The organism is Clostridium sp. AT4 (assembly GCF_001517625.2).
Lineage (GTDB): Bacteria > Bacillota > Clostridia > Lachnospirales > Lachnospiraceae > Enterocloster.
Genome location: NZ_LN999828.1, coordinates 215,808 through 234,003, shown reverse-complemented (window position 1 = coordinate 234,003; position 18,196 = coordinate 215,808). Strand labels below are relative to the sequence as shown.

Here is an 18,196-nt window from a genome sequence, read left to right as displayed (position 1 = left end):
AAATAACCGGGAATACTTCCCGTTTTAAAAGGAGTTCACCCATGGAAGCTGTATCCCATCATGAAAAGCGGTCTGTCATCTTAAAAAAGCTTTTTATTTCTACCTTTTATCTCAGCGCCTTTACCTTTGGCGGCGGCTATGTAATTGTAACACTGATGAAAAAAACCTTTGTGGACCAGTACCACTGGATCGATGAGGAAGAGATGCTGGATCTGGTAGCCATTGCCCAGTCCTGCCCCGGCGCCATCGCAGTCAACGGGGCTATCGTGGTAGGCTACAAGCTGGCAGGCCTTCCCGGAGTCATGACCTCCGTTCTTGCAACGGTCATCCCTCCCTTTGCCATCCTTTCTCTGATTTCACTCTGCTATGCCGCCTTCCGCTCCAATCAGTATGTGGGCTGGATGTTAAACGGAATGCAGGCCGGAGTAGGAGCCGTAATCATGGAGGTAGTCTGGGAAATGTCCTCTGGCATTATAAAAGAAAAGCAGACAGTTCCCCTTCTTGTCATGGCCGCAGCCTTTATTGCCAACTACTTCTTCGGCGTCAGCGCCATTATCATTATCCTGCTGTGCATCGGCCTTGGTATCGTCACAACCTTAAGCCGTGAAAAACAGAAGAAAGGCGGTTCCTTATGATCTATTTACAGCTCTTTTTAAGCTTTCTGCAGATTGGCGCCTTCAGCTTCGGCGGCGGCTATGCGGCAATGCCTCTGATCCAGAATCAGGTAGTACAGCTTCATCCCTGGCTTTCCCAGTCCGAATTTACGGATCTGATCACCATTTCCCAGATGACCCCCGGCCCGATCGCAGTCAATTCCGCAACCTTTGTAGGCACCCGCATTGCCGGAGTTCCCGGAGCGCTGGCAGCTACCATCGGCTGTGTGCTCCCTTCCTGCATTCTTGTAACGATTCTGGCAAAAATTTACTTAAAATACCGAAGTTTAAGCCTTCTTCAAGGCATTTTAAAATCCCTCCGTCCTGCCGTAATCGCCATGATCGCAGCTGCCGGAGTCAGCATTCTGGTTACCGCATTCTGGGGAAATGACATTTCCTCCCTCCATCTGGATGCCATTCTCTCCAGTACAAATATAAGAGCTGTGGGAATCTTTCTGCTTTCCCTGATTCTTCTTGCAAGATTCAAAATGGATCCCATCCATGTGATGCTTCTTTCCGGAGGGGCGGAAGTTGTCATGCAGCTCATTATGAAGCTTCTGTAAATATTTTTTCTGTTTCGTGACTTTTATCACATAAAAAGAGGGGCGGCTGTGGTATCCTATATACAACAGAAAACGAATTCACATTTACAGGAGGTAATATATATGGCACTTTCACATCTCACATCCGCTGATTTCGACCAGGCAGTAAATGCCGGTGACGACGTAGTAGTCGTTGATTTCTTTGCAACCTGGTGCGGTCCCTGCAAAATGCTGGCTCCCGCAGTAGAACGCATGGCAGAGGTTCATCCGGAGGTACATTTCTACAAGGTAGACATTGATGAAGAAATGGATCTGGCATCCCGTTTCGGAGTCATGAGCGTTCCCACCCTTCTCTACTTCAAGAGAGGAGAGATCGTAAATAAAACCGTAGGACTCATTTCTCCTGCTGATCTGGAAAATGCCATTGCCAAATCCAAATAAACCATAAACACATAAGAGGATTGAACCCTTCGCTGCGATATCTGTCAAACGAAGCATTCAATCCTCTTTTATTGTCCCGCAGCCGGAAATCAGGGTACCTACACGTATCCTCCAAATTCTTTCAGCCACTTTCTTCTCTTCTCATAATCGGGAAGCACATTCTTTACTTCTGCCCAAAACTTCCGGGAATGGTTCATCTCCTTTCGGTGAGCCAGCTCATGGACCACCACATAATCCAGAACCTCCGGCGGCATCAGCACCAGCTTCCAGTGGAAATTTAAATTTCCCTCACTGCTGCAGCTTCCCCAGCGTGTTTTGGCGCTGCGGATGGAAATCCGCCCATAGGTTACTCCCATCAAAGCCGCAAAATACGCAATCCTCTGCCCAATCCGCTCCCGTGCCTTCCTGCGGTAAGCCGCCTCAAGCTTTGGATCTTCCTCATAGTCATGTGGAAATACCTGAGCCAGATTTCGTCTCTTTGTTTCCGAATCGAACCATTTCTTCAGAATCCATTCCTGCCGGGTTCGTACAAACTCCATCAGCACTCCTTCCGAAATGCCCTCCGGCGCACGGATGATCACCTGACCATCCGTCTTTATCTCCAGTGCCAGACTGTGGCGTCGGGAATAGACCACCTGTGCCTCGATCGTTCCTTCCCGCTCTCCCTGTCTCCAGCCAATCCCTATCTTTCCTATCATATCCGCTTACAGAACATCGGAAAAATGAGGCCTGAGTTTTTTAAACATCTTAAGTCCGCAAAGAAGTACGATCAGGGTGAAGGCCCAGTAATACAGCGTCAGCTTCGGCCGCTCCCAGAACCAGTTGCCTGTAATCATGCTGTCCTTGTATCCGGTGACGATATAGTAAAAAGGATTCAGTTTAAAAATCGGTTCCATCCAGGGCATACGGTCTGTAAACATAGATTCATGATACATAATGGGGCTGAGCCAGATGCCAAACTGCAGGCAGATTCCCACGATCTGAGCCATATCCTTAAAAAATACATTGACAGAAGCTGTAAAATATCCCAGTCCCAGCACCAGCACAGAGGCTGCAAAGGTATAATAGAGAACCTGGATCCAGGTAACGCGCACCGGCATCCCGGCGATCAGGTACATTCCCGCCATGATCAGCACGAAAAAGGCATGGACCAGCAGACAGGAAATCAGCTTGATGATCGGCAGGATCTCTACTTTGAAAACCACCTTTTTGACCAGATAGCTGTATTCCTGAAGACAGCCCGTTCCTGTGTTTAACGCCTCGCTGAAAAAGAACCAGGGTACAATGCCCGGAACCAGCCATGCCACATAGCTGACTCCAGGAACAGGCGGCGGAGACTTAAAACCGATTCCGAAAATCACCGCATAAATGACTACGGTCACAATGGGCTGAATAAACATCCATACAATACCGAAGTAAGAACCCACGAACCGTTTTCTGAAATCAGCCTTTCCAAGATCCCATATGAGCTTTCGCTTTGTAATAATCTCCTTTAACAGAGAAACTGCATAATTCATAATCCGTATCCTTCACTGTCAGAATTTAAAGGTATCCTTAAGACCGCTCCATTTCTTATCCTTCTCGGAAATGATCAGCTCCATTCCCGGCTCGATAGGCCACTCTACGCCGATCTCAGGGTCGCTCCAGAGAAGGCCGCCCTCATCGCCCGGATGATAGAAGTCTGTGCACTTGTAGGCAAACTCCGCCTCATCAGAGAGAACCAGAAAACCGTGTGCAAAGCCCTCCGGAATGTAAAACTGCTTCTTGTTTTCAGCAGATAAGGTCACGCCGAACCACTTTCCATAGGTTTTGGAATCGGAACGCAGGTCTACGGCAACGTCAAAGACCGTTCCCCTTACCGCACGTACCAGCTTGCCCTGAGGATACTGCTTCTGGAAATGAAGGCCCCTTAAAACGCCTTTTACGGACATGGACTGATTGTCCTGTACAAAGGTCATATTAAGGCCTGCTTCCTTAAAGTCATTCTGGTTATAGGTTTCCATAAAATAGCCTCTCTCATCCTTAAAAACCGTAGGCTCAATTACATAAAGTCCTTCAATTTCACATGTTGTCACTTTGATCTTTCCCATGATTCTTTCTCCTTCTTTCATCCATCCTGAGTCATTCAGCAGCCCGAAAGCCGCTTTTCCACATCTATCAGGAAATTTTACCACGTTATCCACAAGGGTGCAACTGTTTATGCTGCTTCTCTCTACAGCCGCAGGCACACCACCGCAAAAATCCGCACTGCCACATACAGATCCATCATCATCACCGCATAAAGCAGCCCTCTGTCGTCGCTTCCCGTCCGTACCACCCGGCTGCTGCGGAATGTAAGCAGAACCGCCGGAAGGAAGGGCAGCAGATATCTTCCCTGAACGCCTTCAATCATGGACGCGCTTCTGGGAGTCCAGGCTAACAGCATGGAAAACATCAGCACCCCTAAAAGCAGCAGCGCCAGAAACCAGATCCACAGCCTGTTTCCTGTGGAAAACATCACTTCTTCTCCCGGCTTTTTTAACGCCAGCACCACTAAAATGGTACACAGAGCCAATATGATCACGGTCGGTGTATTTAAAACAGGATCCTGATTTCCCAGAGAGCCGCCGATCATTCCTTCAAACAGCTGCGTTCCCTTCCACGCCAGCGTGTCATAACACATTTTCAGCACATGAAGAGGACGGTGGAGCAGCTCCGTAAAGGTATATCCCGTCTCTCCGGCCCAGGCAATATAGCTGTCCTCTGCCTGAGTATACATGGAAACGGTTCCCAGATTAACTGCAGCCATGGCTGCCGCAAAGGCTCCCAGCACCCCTGCCGCAGAAGCCGTCCACCGGCCCCAGCCCCCAAACTTTTTCACCGGGATCAGAAGGCACAGCCCCGCGATCACTCCGTATACCATCTTGCAGGGTCCCATGACTGCCAGTAAAAATGCCAGAAGAACCACATCTTTCCATTTTACCCTATCCGCCTTATAGGCTAAATCCATGCAGACTGCCGTAAAATACCCGCAGAAGGCCGTAATCAGCACATCATACGATAAAGAAGACACCAGATGGAGGTTCATGGGCAGCAGATATACGGCAAATACGGCTGTCTTTCCAAAGGGAAGCCGCCTTAAGGTCAAAAAGCCGGCGGCTACAAAAAAGAGCAGATTAAACAGACGTCCCAGATACAAAAGGCCCAGGCTTCCAAGTCCCAGAAGCCTTGCAAGGACAAAACCAAAAGCCTGAGGCCCATAGGCCAGCGGAGTGGTCCGCACAGAAAACTGATAAGAGCTTGCCATCTGACCCGCGCCCTGAGAAGAAGAACTTTGAACGTTCTCCCGATGAACAGCTTCGTTTTCACCGGAACGTTCTTCATGGATCCGCCTGTAGGTTTCTTCTGTCAGGCTCTGTCCTAAAATCACGGGCTTTTCATCCCCGCCCTCAGCACTTCCGTCATCTGCCAGCACATCCGCCACATCTTCAAGCCAGGCGTCCTCCGGCCGGATCTGGATCAGCCCCTTTTCATTGACCGAAGGAAGCCCCATCAGACGATTGGAACACTCATAGGCGCTGATATAGTGGCTTACCTCATCGGGCGCAGAAAGAGGCGGGAGCACTAGGGAATAAATCCCGCCCAGACACAGCACCGAAACCGCAAACAAGGCTTCCAGCGTCATTTTCCTGCGGATAAACAGCTCATACCCCAGAAAAACCGCCGCTGCAAGCACCAAAGCCCCAAGCCCTGCATACCAGCCAAACAGCCAGGTATTTCCTGTTTCTGTCACAGAGGCTTTCAGATCCAGGCTGTGCCACAGCAGGAAAAACAGCAGCGCCAAAGGCCCGGCCGCCCACTTATGCCCCAAAATATTTCCTTTTTTTTCCATATTACTGCACCTGCTCCGAAACAGTCCCGGCCGTCCGCCTTTCATCTCCGTCCTTCATTTCCTCTTCCTCCTCTTTGAACCGCTTTTCAAGAGCCATCTTCTGTATCAGCTCCCTCTGGCGGCTTTCCAGCTGGGAAATATGGACCGTCATACTGAAAAGCTTTACGATCAGCAGAAAGATCATAAACAGAAACAGAAAATTCGTTGTGGCATAGATTCCCAAAAGTCTGGCGCAGAAATCTGCCACAGAGGGAAAAACGGCGAAAACCACCAGCATAAGAGCCATGATCACCCAGAAAAGGGCAGCTTCAATCTCCATTTTTGCCTGCCGTATCTTCCTCATCATAAATGTCATGGTAAATACTGATACAAAAATCAATGCAACACGAAGCATAACTGTCATCATCAAAAACCCCGCTTTCCAGGCCTGTCCTCACGCCCTTTTACGCTCTGTCACAGGCCTTTTTCCAGTATTCCCGGTTCATGGTAAGCTTTAAGATCAGCCACTTTGGCAGCAGCCGGTAACATTTTCCTGCCCGGTAACCCAGAAATTTAAAACCGCTCTTTACCACCAGTCCCGGCACCAGCCAGGGCTTTCCCCGGTGGATCAGAAAATGGGCTGTGGATTTCACCAGACGGATTCCCTCGCTTTCCGACCGCACGCAGCCAAAGAGCTCCGGATGGTCTGCCTGAGACACCGCCAGATCGAAATTGCGTTTAAACTGCTGCCTGCAGTTATAGTTGTGGGAATGGATCACACGGGCGCTGGCAGCATAAGCCACTGCGTAGTCATCCTGCAAAAGGGCCTTTCCCGCAAAAATCATATCCTCATTAAAAATCGTCCTGCGGATAAAACCGCCCTGAAACCAGAATTTCTCCCGGTCATAAGCGCAGCACACATTAGAGGCAAAAAAGGTCTTGATTCCCATTTGCTCCAGATCTGCCCTTGTCTTTACACAGCTTTCCTCCGGGTAATTAAAGCTCCTTGTATACCGCTCTGCCAAAGGGCAGTCCTTATCCGGGAGCTGTCTCGCATAAGCCATGATCACAGCCTCTCCCTCAGGTCCTCTCTGTTCAAAGGCCTTCACCAGCGCCTCGATCAGGTGTTCATCTGCAGGGACCGCATCATCTGTCATAAATACCACAATGTCTGCCCGGCTGAAGCGCATTCCTCTGTTTCTGGTCTCTCCGTGGTCAAATTCCTCTTTTGTCAGATGGTGAACCTCCAGGTTTTTAATTCCCTCAAACCCGTGTTCATTCCAAAATGATTTCTCCGTATTCATCACGATGATCTTCCCCACAGGCCAAGTCTGGCGCTGCAGCATTTTCAAAAGCCTTGAAAATTTCTTTCCCGGTTTATAAGTGGGGATCACCACATCCACCTTTTTTCTATCTTCCATAGGCCCTCCTTATTAAACACTCACTTTTTCAGCCCGATTGCCGTACAGATGCCAAAGCCTGCGCAAAGGCCCGCCATAAGAAGCAGATAGCACAGCGCGCCTCCGCCGATCCCAAAGGCTCCTACCAGAGCGCCTGATAAGACCGCTGCTGCCAGAGCGCCTGCGCCGTATACGAAAAATACGGTTTTCTGCCTGCGCATAATCACCAGAGCATAGTACATCAGATTGGCAAAGGCATAAAAACCGCCTCCCAGCACGATTCCTGTAAATGCCCAGAAATGTGCCGTCAGCACGCCCGGATCCCCTCCCATGATCTGCTCCATCACAGAAAGAACCCATTTTCCCAGACATAAGGTTCCTCCCACTGCCAGCACCGTAAGACCGGCAATCACCGCGCTGATCCTTTTAAGGGTATTAAAAAAAGCCCTCCTGTCATCCTTCCCCCAAAATTCTGTCAGGACGGTCAGATAGGGGCGGATCACAAAATTCGCTACCATATAGATAACAGAGGTAGGCATAAAAATCAAGTTAAAATACCCGGAAGCCGCATTGTTCATCCTGGCGTCAATGGCATATTTGGCAGAGGAAAAGATATAAAAATCAAGAAATACAGACACAAAGAGAAAGCCTGTGCTTAAAAACAGCTTTCTGCACTGTCCCTTTTTTGCCTCCCATTTCACAGCGGAAAGAGCATGGATCACATCCAGATTAAAAAGGATGACTCCTCCGATCTGAGCCGCTACTGCTGCCAGACAGGCCAAAAGCAGGTTTTCAAAGGCAGCCAGTATGACCGTAAAGACAGATACGGAAAGAATGGTTCGGAAAAAATTGGATTTTCCCGTCAGATACAGGCTTCCCTGGCGCTGAAACTCCGATTCATACACGTCCGCGTATCCGTCAATCACCTTATAGACCACCAAAAGGAGTAGAATGGTGCATTTTTCTCCATTATAATCACCGACTCCCCGAAGATACGCCCCGTGACGGATCATCATAAACACAGCTCCGGCAGCCAGAGCGATCAGGCAGGTTATATTTCTGTGCTCTCTGTAATCTCCAAAGGTATATTCGCCAGCTCCGTCTGTAATGTGGAAGGGGCGGATGCCAAAATAAGCCACTAAAAACAGCTGCTGGCCCAGAGTCGAAAAGCCGAAGGAAAAAATTCCTCCCTGTTCTTCTCCTGCCAGCCGGATTACAAGAAAGGATAAAACCATGCTTGCAAATGCATAGACAAAGCTTCCTGCAATATTCCATACCACATTTGCCCGGTTTATATGATCCCCCTTATATAACAGAGTCTGCGTCATCCGTTTCATTCTCATTTATCCTTTCGTTTTTGCATCCTGCTGCCGTTTCCTGAAATTCTGGATCACCAGAATGGATAAGAGCATACGAACCATATATTTTACAGCCGTAACCGGCTTAAGATAGCTTTCCCCGGCAGTCCGGTCATCAATCGTCACCTGAACCTCAGCCACTCTGGCCCCCTGGTGGATCAGGAAGGAGATGGTATCCGGCTCAGGCCCGTAGTTCAGATTGAGGGCAAATTCCCCGATCATTTTCCGGTTAAACAAACGCATGCCGGAGGTCGGATCCTTTATGTGTGCCCCCGTAGTCAGCCGGATTGCCGCGCCGATGATACGGCTGCCCAGCATGCGAAAAGACCAGTCTTTTTTCTCTGTCACAAACCGGGAACCGATCACAATATCGTAGCCCTCGTCCATCTTCTCCCTCATGGTTTTAATAAATTCCGGACGGTGCTGCCCGTCTCCGTCAAACTGGATCGCATAGCGGTAGCCCTTTTCCCAGGCGTATTTCATCCCGGCCTGAAAACAGCCGGCCAGTCCCAGATTGACCGGAAGATCCAAAAGACGGTAGCCCCGTTTTCTGCAGATCTCTGCAGTCCGATCCTTAGAGCCGTCATTGACTACGATATAGTCAAGCTCCGGAAAACTTTCTGTAAGCTGATCTACCACCCGCTCTATATTCTTTTCCTCATTATATGCCGGTATTACAAGCAGCACCTTATCCATCTGTGTCATCCTCTTTTTCTCAAATCCCTATCTTCCGGCCTTAATCCTTAGAAGGCCGGTCAAAACACTTACCTCTGCCAGTACAAGTCCCAGAAACATCCCGGCGGCTGTCAGGGAAGTCGGGCCTTTATGAAGATAATGTTTATAATAATACAGCTTGCTCTCATGGAGCAGCCTTTGACGGTCAGCCGCCTTTTTATAGCATTTATCAATGGTTACTGAATGGGCATGGACATATCTGGCATCCACTGCCAGAAGTGCCTTTAAACCCAGGTTTTTCAGCTTCTGCCCTAAAATCTTTTCCTCATAGTAAAGGAACACATTTCTGTCAAACAGCTCCTCTAAATCACCCGGTGTAAAGCAGCCTGTCTTTATCATAAAAAAAGACCCGGGCAGTGCGCCCACGATCCGCGTATTGCCGTCCCCGCCTTCAGGCAGTTCCAAAAGAGGCGTTTTTAATACAGGCGCAAACATCCGTCTGGCTAACGGAGCCGTATCCAGAAGATCCTTCCACATAGGCTGCAGGTCCCAGTAGGAAAACAATTCCCGGCCCTCAGGATCTGTCACCATGGCTGATGCTATGGCTCCATCCTCTCTGGCCTCAAGAACCTCTTTCAGCCGTTTTACACAGTCATCGGAAAAATGAACGTCCGGATTGGCAATTATAATATAATCCGGTTCCAGATACTCCATGGCATAATCAATTCCTGCCTGGTTTCCGCTGCCATAGCCGCCGTTTTCATCCGTCCGTATCAACCACAGGCTGGGAAGAATATCCTCTTTATCTTCCTTTTCCTCTTTTTTCCATCCAAGCTCCAGCTTCTTAAACTTCTCCCATGAATCATCGGTGGAGCAGTTATCCACCAGAAGGATATCGTCAATCAGACGGCTCTCCTTTAACTCCTCTGCCAGTCCTGCTGCAGTTTCTGCATCATTATAGTTTAAAATAATACAGCAGATCTTATCCCTGTCCGTGTCACTATCCATTGTAAACTTACTTTCTTTCCTTTCCTGTCTTTCTTGCATCGATCACCCGCATTCCAAGCCGTCTGCTTATGGCAAGACGAAGGGCGGGGCACAGCCGCGTCATCTGGTTAAAGCACCACCACAGCTGCATATAGAGGAATTTTCCCTCTGTGAGAGGCATATCCTTCCAGGGCGTCCTGGTAAGATACTTTTTATAATATTTTTTATAATGATTATGGTTTCCCCTGATCCAGGGCCTCTCATCCCCCAGATAATGGATCACCACCGGAGCACGCTTCGCCTCATAAAACGCCTGCTCTCCCACCTCTTCATAAGTGGCGCAGAGCTTTTTAAGAGTCTGATAGCGAAAATAGCGGTAATTGGTGAAAAAATTGTATTTGGGCGGCAGGGAACAGATTCTCCCCCTTAACGCGCCGTTTATGGTATCCTGATCGCAGGCAAAGAGGCTCCCTGCATGGGCGCCGTAAAAATCAAGGAGCTTTTTTAAAACATCCTCAGCTCTCCATCTGGCCAGATCCATCAGGATCACCCCGGAATTAAAGTATGCATCCTCCGGCTTCATCCCTATGGTCTCTTTCATTTCCTGATATACCGTCGGCTCCATCACCATTCCTGTCAGGCATTCCCCCAGCTCTGTCTCATAGAGAGGCTCAATCGAACCGCACACAATGGTATCACAGTCCAGATACAACGCCCGCTCAACGCTTTCAGGCAGAACCTTGGGTGCAAACAGACGGCCCATGGCGCTGATATCAAAGCCTCTTGTATCTATTTTATAAGGAAAACGCTCCTTTAAATTTCCCAGCTCCACTACGCTCAGGCTCCGCCCAAAGGAAGCTGCCAGGCTTTTAAGGCGGTTCTGATACTCTGTGCACATCCCTACAGACAAAACATAAATGTCGATGTGCTCTGCCCTGCGGTTATGGTCTAACAGAGAGCAGAGAGAAGCCGCCAGATGGCCTGCGTATCCGTCATTGGAAGCATATATGATATTGATGCGTGAGTCTGTTTCTGCCATACGATCACCTGTTTCTTACATTCTCCGGTCATTTTATTTACGATTTTACAATAAGAGCTTAAAAAAGTAAATCATCTATGGCATTTTTCCTTTAAATATGTTAAATTAGGTTACAGTACATCATCCATTCAGGAGGTTTTTTATCATGCGAAGATCCCTTCGATATATGGCTTTGGGAGTTCTTACCGCTTCCCTGCTGTCAGGAAATGCCCTTACAGCTCTGGCGGATCAGGACGTCAACCATGGCCCCGGCGTTTCACAGGCTCCCGAGGTTTCACAGGAGGCTCCCGGCGTTTCCGGCGACACCACCCAGAACGGCCCCGGCATCATCGTAGAGCCGGGAAGCGGAACCGGCGGGCAGGAATCATCCCAGTCTGAAACTGCCTCTCCGGAAACGGAAACCCCAGCTCCAGAAGCAGGAACAGAGGGACAGGCCTCAGGCGAAACAGCCGGACAGGCTCAGGAAGTCCCCCCGGAGGAAAGCACCCAGGTTCCTTCCAATCAGGCCTTTTTACAGGTGCAGCTTCTCCGTCCGGATATGACCTGGACCGATCCCATCCGTGACGATACCACCATTTATCCCGGTGAAGGCGGCTTTATTAGTATGTCCATTTACGCCAATAATCTTCCCGGCGACGTACTTTACCGCACCTACAGCGCTCCCCGCGGCTGGAGTAACTGGGCCATGAACGGCGGCCACACATCCTGGGCTGCAGACTGCCCCATTGAAGCGGTCCAGATCCGTTTAAACGGCGTATTCGGAAACAGCTTTGACGTATACTACTGCGCAACCCTGTCGGATGGAACGGTCTGCGACTGGTCAAAAAACGGCGGAACGAACGGAGCCATGGCCTGCGGACGCTACATTACCGGCCTGCGTTTTTCCCTCTGGGGCAAAGGCACGGAAGGCGCTGTCTATAAAATGGACGCTCCCCTTGTATCTGCCGCACCGGACGGCATCCAGTTTGTAAACGGCACCCCCGTATTCAGCAACGGTACCGGAGATCTGTTCACCGGCTGGGTATGGAATGACAGAGACCGCTACTATGTGGTAGACAACGCGATCGTTACCGGCTGGCAGTACATTGACGGATACAAGTATTATTTTGAAGCAGACGGAAAGCTGGTACAGGATCTGGAGCCTTATCTGAACGCTCAGGGGCCTTTTATGCTTAAGATTAACAAGCAGATGAACTGTACCACGGTTTACATACAGGACGGTACAAACGGCTTTATCATCCCCTATAAGACATTCCTTTGTTCAACCGGCGACGACACGCCTCTGGGCGATCACAAGACGCCTGAGAAATACCGCTGGAGACTGATGAACACGGATGAATACTGCCAGTACTGCACCCGTCTGGATCAGGGAATTCCGATCCTGCTCCACTCTGTTATCTATGAGAGACCGGATCCCTATACCTTAAAGCCTGTAACCTACAACTACCTGGGCGCGACTCCCTCTCATGGCTGTATCCGCTATACCACAGAGGATGCCAAGTGGATTTATGACCACTGCGCTCTGGGGACAACTGTAAATGTATACAATTCAGATGTACCGGGGCCCTTTGACCGTCCGGCCATCCAGAAGATGATCCCTGAAACACAGACCTATGATCCTACCGATGTAAATGTTCCGGAAAATGGGCTGAGATAACACAAAATACCGGAGGCTGTCCGCGCCGATGCAGGACAGATCTCCGGTATTTTTATGCCCATTTTCAATGAGACGACAGCTTCACTCTTCTGCACCTCTCCAGTTGTTTTTTTGATACTCCTCATAGGAAACATCCGGATCCAGAAACAGGCTTCCATGCATGGTTGGGGCTTTCGCAGGCTTCATATAATCCCCATATTCCTGTTTCAGCCGTCCATCATAGCCTGCCGGGGCAGGAATCCGGCGGTTTTCAAAGGGAAGATACACCATTTCATCAAACCACTGGCGCTTCCAGGTATTTTTTTCCAGATGGCGGATAAATACCGTATCGCAGACCCTTGTGGCATTCGTACCATTAAACCTCCTGCAGACTGCTTCATAAAAGGAAACAGCCCGTTCCATAGGAATCGAAAGGAAGGCTCCAAGCCTGTTTAAAATCCTCCCAAATACCGTGGCATTTTCATAATAGTCAAACCGATACCAGGTGTAAAGCACCGTCCACAATGTCTGGATGGAAAAAGCCCAGATCCTGGAGAGAACACGGCCTTCAGGCATGGCATCCAGGGGGAAAATATCAATGAAAATCCCACAGTTATATCCTGCTTTCCTGTCCTCCCTGCTGCAGCCTGTGGTACGGCTGTTTCGCAGCTGGGCATGGGCCCGCAGATAATTTTTCTCCCTGTAAGGCGTCTGTAGCACCAGATGCTCCTTTAATTCTCCCGGAGCCACCTTAAGAAATGTTTCATAGTCCTCCCGGAGCATTGCCAGATCAATATCATCATCCCAGGGAATATATCCCTGATGGCGCACCGCGCCGATAAGCGTACCGCTGTCTGCAAAATATTTCAAACCGTATTTTTTGCAGATCCGCTCCACCTCGTCCAGCATTTCCAGCTGGACAGCCCAGATCCTCTTTGTCTTTTCATCCACTCTCCAGCCGCAGCGGATTTCTTCTTTATAGAATTCTGCTGTTTCCATTTTAAACATACTCCTGTTTTTTTATAATGCGCTCCACCTGCTTCCATATAAAGGGATCTCTAAGCACCAGGAGAATCATGCCATACACCACGGCGCCGGCTCCAATCTGCAAGAAGGTCACTGCCGGACTATAGCCCCAAAGCTTTACAAGTGTACGGCCCAGCACAGCTACGCTTATAAACATGCAAACGCCCGCAATCAGGCGTCTCCAGCTGTATTTCCATACAAGCGACAGTTTTACAAATCCCCTGCCAAGCCGGAGATATAAAAGCGTGATAAAGCACTCCGCTGCCACTGAAGCCGCAGCGGCTCCATAGGACTGAAATTTAGGAATAAGGATCAAATTCAGGATAAAATTCACCACAGCCCCTCCTACAATCGCACGGCCGCTCTGAGCCCTTAACCCTGCCGGTGTCAAAATCTGGCTTCCCAGACAGTCGCTTAGACCCACCACTAAAACCAGAGGCGCACAGACATACATCAGAGGGATCACCGGAAGGTAATCATCACCTAAAAACCAGGGTACAAAGCCTGCGGCAATCCCTGAAAGTCCCAGTGTGATCGGAATGGCTAAAAGAAGCACAAAATCCAGAGAACCGCGAAGACGCTCTCTCACCTCATCCAGTTTCCCTGCGCCAAACAGATAGGACATCCGTGCAGACATAACCGCATTAAAGGACATGATCAAAATCTTTGACATATTCACAAACCCTGTGGCGTATTCGTAGTAGCCATTCTGGGACTTGTCCCCATCTGTGAACCATCCCAGCATGGTTTTATCCAGGATCGTATAGACAGAGGTGGCTATGGTGGGGATAAAATACACCAGCGTTTCCTTTAGATGGCGCAGAGGCTTAAGCTGGCGGATATCCGGTTTTCCCACAAAGGGTTTTAAATAGCCCCACATGGAAATATTTCCCAAAAGTCCGGTTGCTGCCGTTAAAGCCACATATAAGAGAAGATCATTTTTAGTGCGGATAAAAAGGAACAGAAGGACAATGCCCACACATTTTACAGCCATATTCCGAAGAACAATCAGCCCGTATTCCTCCAGACCTCCGAAAAACCATGAAATATCAAAGGCCACTGCAATCAGCGTCATGGACAATGCAGCGTAATAGGGAGCATACTCTTTTGAACATCCGATCACGCCCAGCCAGAACACCAGACAGACTGCCGTCGTCCCTGCGCAGAGAAGCTCAATCTCCCAGAACAGACGGTTCAGCGCTTCCCTATCATCCCGGTGCATGGCAATCTCCCTCTGCCCGTAGGAGGCTGTTCCAAGAGCCGCCGCAATGGCAAAATACTGAACCACGGAATTGGTATAGCTCTGGATCCCCGTTCCGTCCGGCCCTAAAACCCTTGAGAGGTATGGAGTGGTAATAAAGGGGGTCAAAAGCGTCATAACCTGATAAATCAGATTATAGGTATAATTTTTACGGATACTGGGCATCCTGTGTGTCCTGCCGGACTTGTTTTTATTCATATGGATCCTGCTCCAATCTCTCCATTTATTTGCCTTCTGAAATTGTAGCATATTCGCAGGCAGGGTGCAATCCGATTTGGAGCTCATCCGCTTTTGCAGTGTGCTGTACCCCTTGCGGAAGCTGCCGACTGCAATCCCGTTTGACATACCCCCTTAAATGACTTATAATCAGAACCATAATCGGATCGGCAGATCATGGAAGGAGGAGCCCTTGAAATTCGGAGTTATCATTGTAACCTATAACCGCCTTGCACTCTTAAAGGAATGCGTAAGCTGCGTTCTGTCCCAGACCGAACCATTTTCCAATATATGTATTGTAGACAACCACAGCAGTGACGGGACAGCAGACTGGCTGAAAAACCTGCCGGCCTCATTTCAGGCTGAAACCGACTCCTGTACCGGGCCTTTTTTTGATATCTGCCGTCTTAAGGAAAATCTGGGAGGCGCAGGAGGCTTTGCTTATGGAATGAAACGTCTGTCTGCCACGGACTGCGACTGGATTTTAATTATTGACGATGACGCCATGATCGCACCTGACTATATAGCCGAGCTTAAAAAGGCCATCCTGAGTCACGAATACTTGGCCTACTCCGGCACCGTCACCACAAAGGGAGCCATTGATACCAGCCACCGGCGCTTTTTAAAATGCCCCACGTTTATGTTCTATGAACCGGTTCCTGAAGCATCCTATGGAACACCTTCCTTTGAATACGATATCAGTACCTTCTGCGGCCTCCTTGTAAAGGCTTCTCTGGTTCGGGAAATCGGCCTTCCAAAAACGGAATATTTTATCTGGTTTGACGATACGGAGTACTGCATGCGCTTTCACAGCCGATCCCGGATCCTGAATGTAAATACCGCGGTTTTAAACCACCGTACCGCTCCACCTGGGGATGCTCCCACGGTCAGCTGGAAAAATTACTACGGCTTCCGCAACGCCATTGACATCGGGAAAACCTATTCCCGGCATCCCTTCCTCTATATGGCCTATATTATTTTAAATCATCTGGCTCATATTGTGCTGGACTCCCTTTTGGCCCTTCTGGGAAATCAGCCTGCCATGCGGCGGTACCGGGCCGGAATCTATAAAGCGGTATTAAAGGGCCTGCGCCAAACGCCCAATGGGATCTGTAAAGACTATCTGCCCGGAAGCGGCAAACGAATATAACGAAGGAGAACAAACACTATGCAGGCAATGATTCTTGCTGCAGGTATGGGAAAACGCCTGAAGCAGCTGACACAAAATAACACAAAATGCATGGTAAAGGTAAACGGGGTTCCCATGATCAACCGCACCTTAAGCCAGCTGGAGCGCTGCTCCCTTTCCCGGATCGTGATCGTGGTGGGATATGAAGGCCAGAAACTCATGGAGCATATCCGCACTCTTGATATCAAAACTCCTGTGGTCTTTGTAGACAACCCCATTTATAATAAGACCAACAATATCTATTCCCTGTTTCTGGCAAAGGACTATCTTCTGGAGGAGGATACCCTTCTTCTGGAATCGGATGTGATCTTTGAGGATTCTGTCCTGGACTGTCTGGTAAATGATTCCAGAGACAGTCTGGCTCTGGTGGCAAAATACGAATCCTGGATGGACGGAACCTGCGCGCGCCTGTCTGAGCAGGATGACATCGTAGATATGATCTCCAAAAAGCAGTTCCGTTTCTCAGAGATCGAGGATTATTATAAAACGGTAAATCTTTATAAATTCAGCCGTGAATTTTCCCGTACCCACTACGTTCCTTTCCTGGAAGCATACACAAAGGCTCTGGGAAACAACGAATACTATGAGCAGGTATTAAAGGTGCTGGTGGCTCTGGATGATCCCGGCATCAAGGCCAAACGTCTGAGCCCTGACCAGAAATGGTACGAAATTGACGATATTCAGGATCTGGATATTGCAGAATCCATGTTTGCCCCTGAAAAAGAGCGCACCGCCTTAATCAGCCGCCGGTTCGGAGGCTACTGGCGCTATCCCGGCATGCTGGATTTCTGTTATCTGGTAAACAGCTACTATCCGCCCAAAAAGATGCTGGATGAAATCCGATCCAATTTTGATGTACTGATCCGCCAGTATCCTTCCGGAATGTATGTAAATTCCCTTCTGGCTGCCAGAAACTTCTCTCTCCGCCAGGATCAGATTCTGGTTGGAAATGGAGCCGCCGAACTGATCAAGGCTCTCATCGGTCATACAACTGGAAAACTTGGCGTGATCCGTCCGACCTTTGAAGAATATGCCAACCGGTATGAGTCAGACAAAGTTGTTCCATATTATCCGGATAACGATAACTTTTCCTATACGGCTGACGATCTGATAAACTTTTTTGAGGATAAGGATATCAGCTGTCTGACCGTGGTCAATCCTGACAATCCCTCCGGAAACTACATTCCCAGAGAGGATATGCTGCGGCTGATCCGATGGACGGGCGAACGAAACATTCATATGATTGCAGATGAGTCTTTTGTTGACTTTGCAGATGAGGAAAATGCCACCCTTTTACAGGAAGAGCTTTTAGATGAGTATCCCCATCTTACGGTTATAAAGAGCATTTCCAAATCCTACGGCATTCCCGGACTGCGCTTAGGGATTGCTGCCAGCGGCAATAAAGCCCGCATCTGCCTGCTGAAAAAAGAGGTAGCGATCTGGAATATCAACTCCTTAGGGGAGTTCTATATGCAGATTGAAGAAAAGTACAGAAACGATTATGCCGCGGCTCTGGTAAAGGTAAAGGCAGAACGGGAACGCTTCGCGAAAGCCCTGGGCGAAATCCCCGGAATCCGTGTAATCCCCTCCCAGGCAGATTATCTGATGATCGAGCTTACAGGCGGCCACAGCGCCGGCCAGGTCACAGAACGGCTGTTAAATCAGTACCATTGTCTGGTAAAGGATCTGTCCTCCAAGCTCTCTGCTGATAACCGCCAGTTCCTGCGGCTGGCAGTGAGAAACCAGGAAGAGGATGATGTTCTGGTGGATGCGTTGAGAGCGGTTTTGGTGTAAAAAAGAACTCTTTACAGAATCGTCATCAGGTAAATGCAATTTGAAGAAACAAAAGTTAATTTTTTGTTTCCCAATTTCAAAAATCGTTATAATAATTTTGCTTTAGCATAGTTCCATTATAACATGGAA

General features: G+C 49.0%; 18 protein-coding genes. 6 read left to right on the top strand and 12 right to left on the bottom strand.

All coding sequences use genetic code 11. From position 1 onward, the window contains the following. The first annotated feature begins 41 nt into the window (after positions 1 to 41). The 3 genes from BN3656_RS07330 to trxA all read left to right on the top strand — a co-directional run bounded on the left by BN3656_RS07330 (position 42) and on the right by trxA (position 1,636). Positions 42 to 635: a chromate transporter gene (locus tag BN3656_RS07330; RefSeq protein WP_066545933.1), complete on the top strand. Its 594-nt coding sequence runs from the start codon at positions 42 to 44 to the stop codon at positions 633 to 635. After that, positions 632 to 1,216 (top strand): chromate transporter, encoded by a 585-nt coding sequence (locus BN3656_RS07325; protein WP_066545930.1) that lies wholly within the window; start codon positions 632 to 634, stop codon positions 1,214 to 1,216. Before BN3656_RS07330 ends, BN3656_RS07325 begins: the two co-directional genes overlap by 4 nt. Before the next feature lie 102 nt (positions 1,217 to 1,318). Further along, positions 1,319 to 1,636 (top strand): thioredoxin, encoded by a 318-nt coding sequence (gene trxA / locus BN3656_RS07320; protein WP_066545927.1) that lies wholly within the window; start codon positions 1,319 to 1,321, stop codon positions 1,634 to 1,636. Between the two features lie 98 nt (positions 1,637 to 1,734). Here trxA and BN3656_RS07315 read toward each other — a convergent pair whose 3' ends face one another. The 10 genes from BN3656_RS07315 to BN3656_RS07270 all read right to left on the bottom strand — a co-directional run bounded on the left by BN3656_RS07315 (position 1,735) and on the right by BN3656_RS07270 (position 10,945). Beyond that, complete coding sequence (locus BN3656_RS07315) at positions 1,735 to 2,334, bottom strand: SprT family zinc-dependent metalloprotease (RefSeq protein ID WP_066545917.1); 600 nt, start codon at positions 2,332 to 2,334, stop codon at positions 1,735 to 1,737. A gap of 6 nt (positions 2,335 to 2,340) precedes the next feature. Further along, positions 2,341 to 3,153, bottom strand: coding sequence for an ABC transporter permease (locus BN3656_RS07310; RefSeq protein ID WP_066545914.1), 813 nt, complete (start codon positions 3,151 to 3,153; stop codon positions 2,341 to 2,343). Between the two features lie 18 nt (positions 3,154 to 3,171). Continuing rightward, positions 3,172 to 3,726, bottom strand: coding sequence for a dTDP-4-dehydrorhamnose 3,5-epimerase (gene rfbC / locus BN3656_RS07305; protein WP_066545911.1), 555 nt, complete (start codon positions 3,724 to 3,726; stop codon positions 3,172 to 3,174). 122 nt (positions 3,727 to 3,848) lie between these two features. Next, the gene (locus BN3656_RS07300) at positions 3,849 to 5,507 is read right to left on the bottom strand and encodes a DUF2142 domain-containing protein (protein WP_096807408.1); all 1,659 of its coding nucleotides are present in this window, start codon (positions 5,505 to 5,507) and stop codon (positions 3,849 to 3,851) included. A 1-nt stretch (position 5,508) separates the two neighbouring features. After that, positions 5,509 to 5,913 (bottom strand): DUF2304 domain-containing protein, encoded by a 405-nt coding sequence (locus BN3656_RS07295; RefSeq protein WP_066545905.1) that lies wholly within the window; start codon positions 5,911 to 5,913, stop codon positions 5,509 to 5,511. Between the two features lie 37 nt (positions 5,914 to 5,950). Further along, complete coding sequence (locus tag BN3656_RS07290) at positions 5,951 to 6,907, bottom strand: glycosyltransferase family A protein (RefSeq protein ID WP_066545902.1); 957 nt, start codon at positions 6,905 to 6,907, stop codon at positions 5,951 to 5,953. A gap of 20 nt (positions 6,908 to 6,927) precedes the next feature. Continuing rightward, positions 6,928 to 8,223 (bottom strand): hypothetical protein, encoded by a 1,296-nt coding sequence (locus BN3656_RS07285; RefSeq protein WP_066545899.1) that lies wholly within the window; start codon positions 8,221 to 8,223, stop codon positions 6,928 to 6,930. A gap of 6 nt (positions 8,224 to 8,229) precedes the next feature. Further along, on the bottom strand, positions 8,230 to 8,940 hold the full coding sequence (locus BN3656_RS07280) for a glycosyltransferase family 2 protein (RefSeq protein ID WP_066545896.1): 711 nt from the start codon (positions 8,938 to 8,940) through the stop codon (positions 8,230 to 8,232). A gap of 27 nt (positions 8,941 to 8,967) precedes the next feature. After that, positions 8,968 to 9,927, bottom strand: a complete 960-nt coding sequence (locus tag BN3656_RS07275; RefSeq protein WP_066545893.1) for a glycosyltransferase family 2 protein — start codon at positions 9,925 to 9,927, stop codon at positions 8,968 to 8,970. A 7-nt stretch (positions 9,928 to 9,934) separates the two neighbouring features. Next, positions 9,935 to 10,945: a glycosyltransferase family 8 protein gene (locus BN3656_RS07270; protein ID WP_066545886.1), complete on the bottom strand. Its 1,011-nt coding sequence runs from the start codon at positions 10,943 to 10,945 to the stop codon at positions 9,935 to 9,937. A 145-nt stretch (positions 10,946 to 11,090) separates the two neighbouring features. On the opposite strand from BN3656_RS07270, the gene BN3656_RS07265 reads away from it, so the two are divergent. Next, positions 11,091 to 12,602: a L,D-transpeptidase gene (locus BN3656_RS07265; RefSeq protein ID WP_066545884.1), complete on the top strand. Its 1,512-nt coding sequence runs from the start codon at positions 11,091 to 11,093 to the stop codon at positions 12,600 to 12,602. Positions 12,603 to 12,683: 81 nt separating this feature from the next. Here the strand turns inward: BN3656_RS07265 and BN3656_RS07260 are convergent, their stop codons facing one another. After that, the gene (locus BN3656_RS07260; RefSeq protein WP_066545882.1) at positions 12,684 to 13,580 is read right to left on the bottom strand and encodes a LicD family protein; all 897 of its coding nucleotides are present in this window, start codon (positions 13,578 to 13,580) and stop codon (positions 12,684 to 12,686) included. Between the two features lies 1 nt (position 13,581). Then, positions 13,582 to 15,066 (bottom strand): oligosaccharide flippase family protein, encoded by a 1,485-nt coding sequence (locus BN3656_RS07255; RefSeq protein WP_066545880.1) that lies wholly within the window; start codon positions 15,064 to 15,066, stop codon positions 13,582 to 13,584. Between the two features lie 211 nt (positions 15,067 to 15,277). Here BN3656_RS07255 and BN3656_RS07250 point away from each other — a divergent pair, with 211 nt between their 5' ends. Together BN3656_RS07250 and BN3656_RS07245 are read left to right on the top strand one after the other, a co-directional pair. Beyond that, positions 15,278 to 16,234, top strand: a complete 957-nt coding sequence (locus BN3656_RS07250; RefSeq protein ID WP_066545876.1) for a glycosyltransferase — start codon at positions 15,278 to 15,280, stop codon at positions 16,232 to 16,234. A gap of 18 nt (positions 16,235 to 16,252) precedes the next feature. Continuing rightward, on the top strand, positions 16,253 to 18,067 hold the full coding sequence (locus BN3656_RS07245) for an aminotransferase class I/II-fold pyridoxal phosphate-dependent enzyme (RefSeq protein WP_066545873.1): 1,815 nt from the start codon (positions 16,253 to 16,255) through the stop codon (positions 18,065 to 18,067). Positions 18,068 to 18,196: the final 129 nt, after the last annotated feature.

Bases quoted from the DNA above. Each gene is read 5' to 3' on its own strand.
- BN3656_RS07330 (WP_066545933.1), top strand. From the start codon at position 42: ATGGAAGCTGTATCCCATCATGAAAAGCGGTCTGTCATCTTAAAAAAG.
- BN3656_RS07325 (WP_066545930.1), top strand. From the start codon at position 632: ATGATCTATTTACAGCTCTTTTTAAGCTTTCTGCAGATTGGCGCCTTC.
- trxA (WP_066545927.1), top strand. From the start codon at position 1,319: ATGGCACTTTCACATCTCACATCCGCTGATTTCGACCAGGCAGTAAAT.
- BN3656_RS07315 (WP_066545917.1), bottom strand. From the start codon at position 2,334: ATGATAGGAAAGATAGGGATTGGCTGGAGACAGGGAGAGCGGGAAGGA.
- BN3656_RS07310 (WP_066545914.1), bottom strand. From the start codon at position 3,153: ATGAATTATGCAGTTTCTCTGTTAAAGGAGATTATTACAAAGCGAAAG.
- rfbC (WP_066545911.1), bottom strand. From the start codon at position 3,726: ATGGGAAAGATCAAAGTGACAACATGTGAAATTGAAGGACTTTATGTA.
- BN3656_RS07300 (WP_096807408.1), bottom strand. From the start codon at position 5,507: ATGGAAAAAAAAGGAAATATTTTGGGGCATAAGTGGGCGGCCGGGCCT.
- BN3656_RS07295 (WP_066545905.1), bottom strand. From the start codon at position 5,913: ATGATGACAGTTATGCTTCGTGTTGCATTGATTTTTGTATCAGTATTT.
- BN3656_RS07290 (WP_066545902.1), bottom strand. From the start codon at position 6,907: ATGGAAGATAGAAAAAAGGTGGATGTGGTGATCCCCACTTATAAACCG.
- BN3656_RS07285 (WP_066545899.1), bottom strand. From the start codon at position 8,223: ATGAAACGGATGACGCAGACTCTGTTATATAAGGGGGATCATATAAAC.
- BN3656_RS07280 (WP_066545896.1), bottom strand. From the start codon at position 8,940: ATGGATAAGGTGCTGCTTGTAATACCGGCATATAATGAGGAAAAGAAT.
- BN3656_RS07275 (WP_066545893.1), bottom strand. From the start codon at position 9,927: ATGGATAGTGACACGGACAGGGATAAGATCTGCTGTATTATTTTAAAC.
- BN3656_RS07270 (WP_066545886.1), bottom strand. From the start codon at position 10,945: ATGGCAGAAACAGACTCACGCATCAATATCATATATGCTTCCAATGAC.
- BN3656_RS07265 (WP_066545884.1), top strand. From the start codon at position 11,091: ATGCGAAGATCCCTTCGATATATGGCTTTGGGAGTTCTTACCGCTTCC.
- BN3656_RS07260 (WP_066545882.1), bottom strand. From the start codon at position 13,580: ATGGAAACAGCAGAATTCTATAAAGAAGAAATCCGCTGCGGCTGGAGA.
- BN3656_RS07255 (WP_066545880.1), bottom strand. From the start codon at position 15,066: ATGAATAAAAACAAGTCCGGCAGGACACACAGGATGCCCAGTATCCGT.
- BN3656_RS07245 (WP_066545873.1), top strand. From the start codon at position 16,253: ATGCAGGCAATGATTCTTGCTGCAGGTATGGGAAAACGCCTGAAGCAG.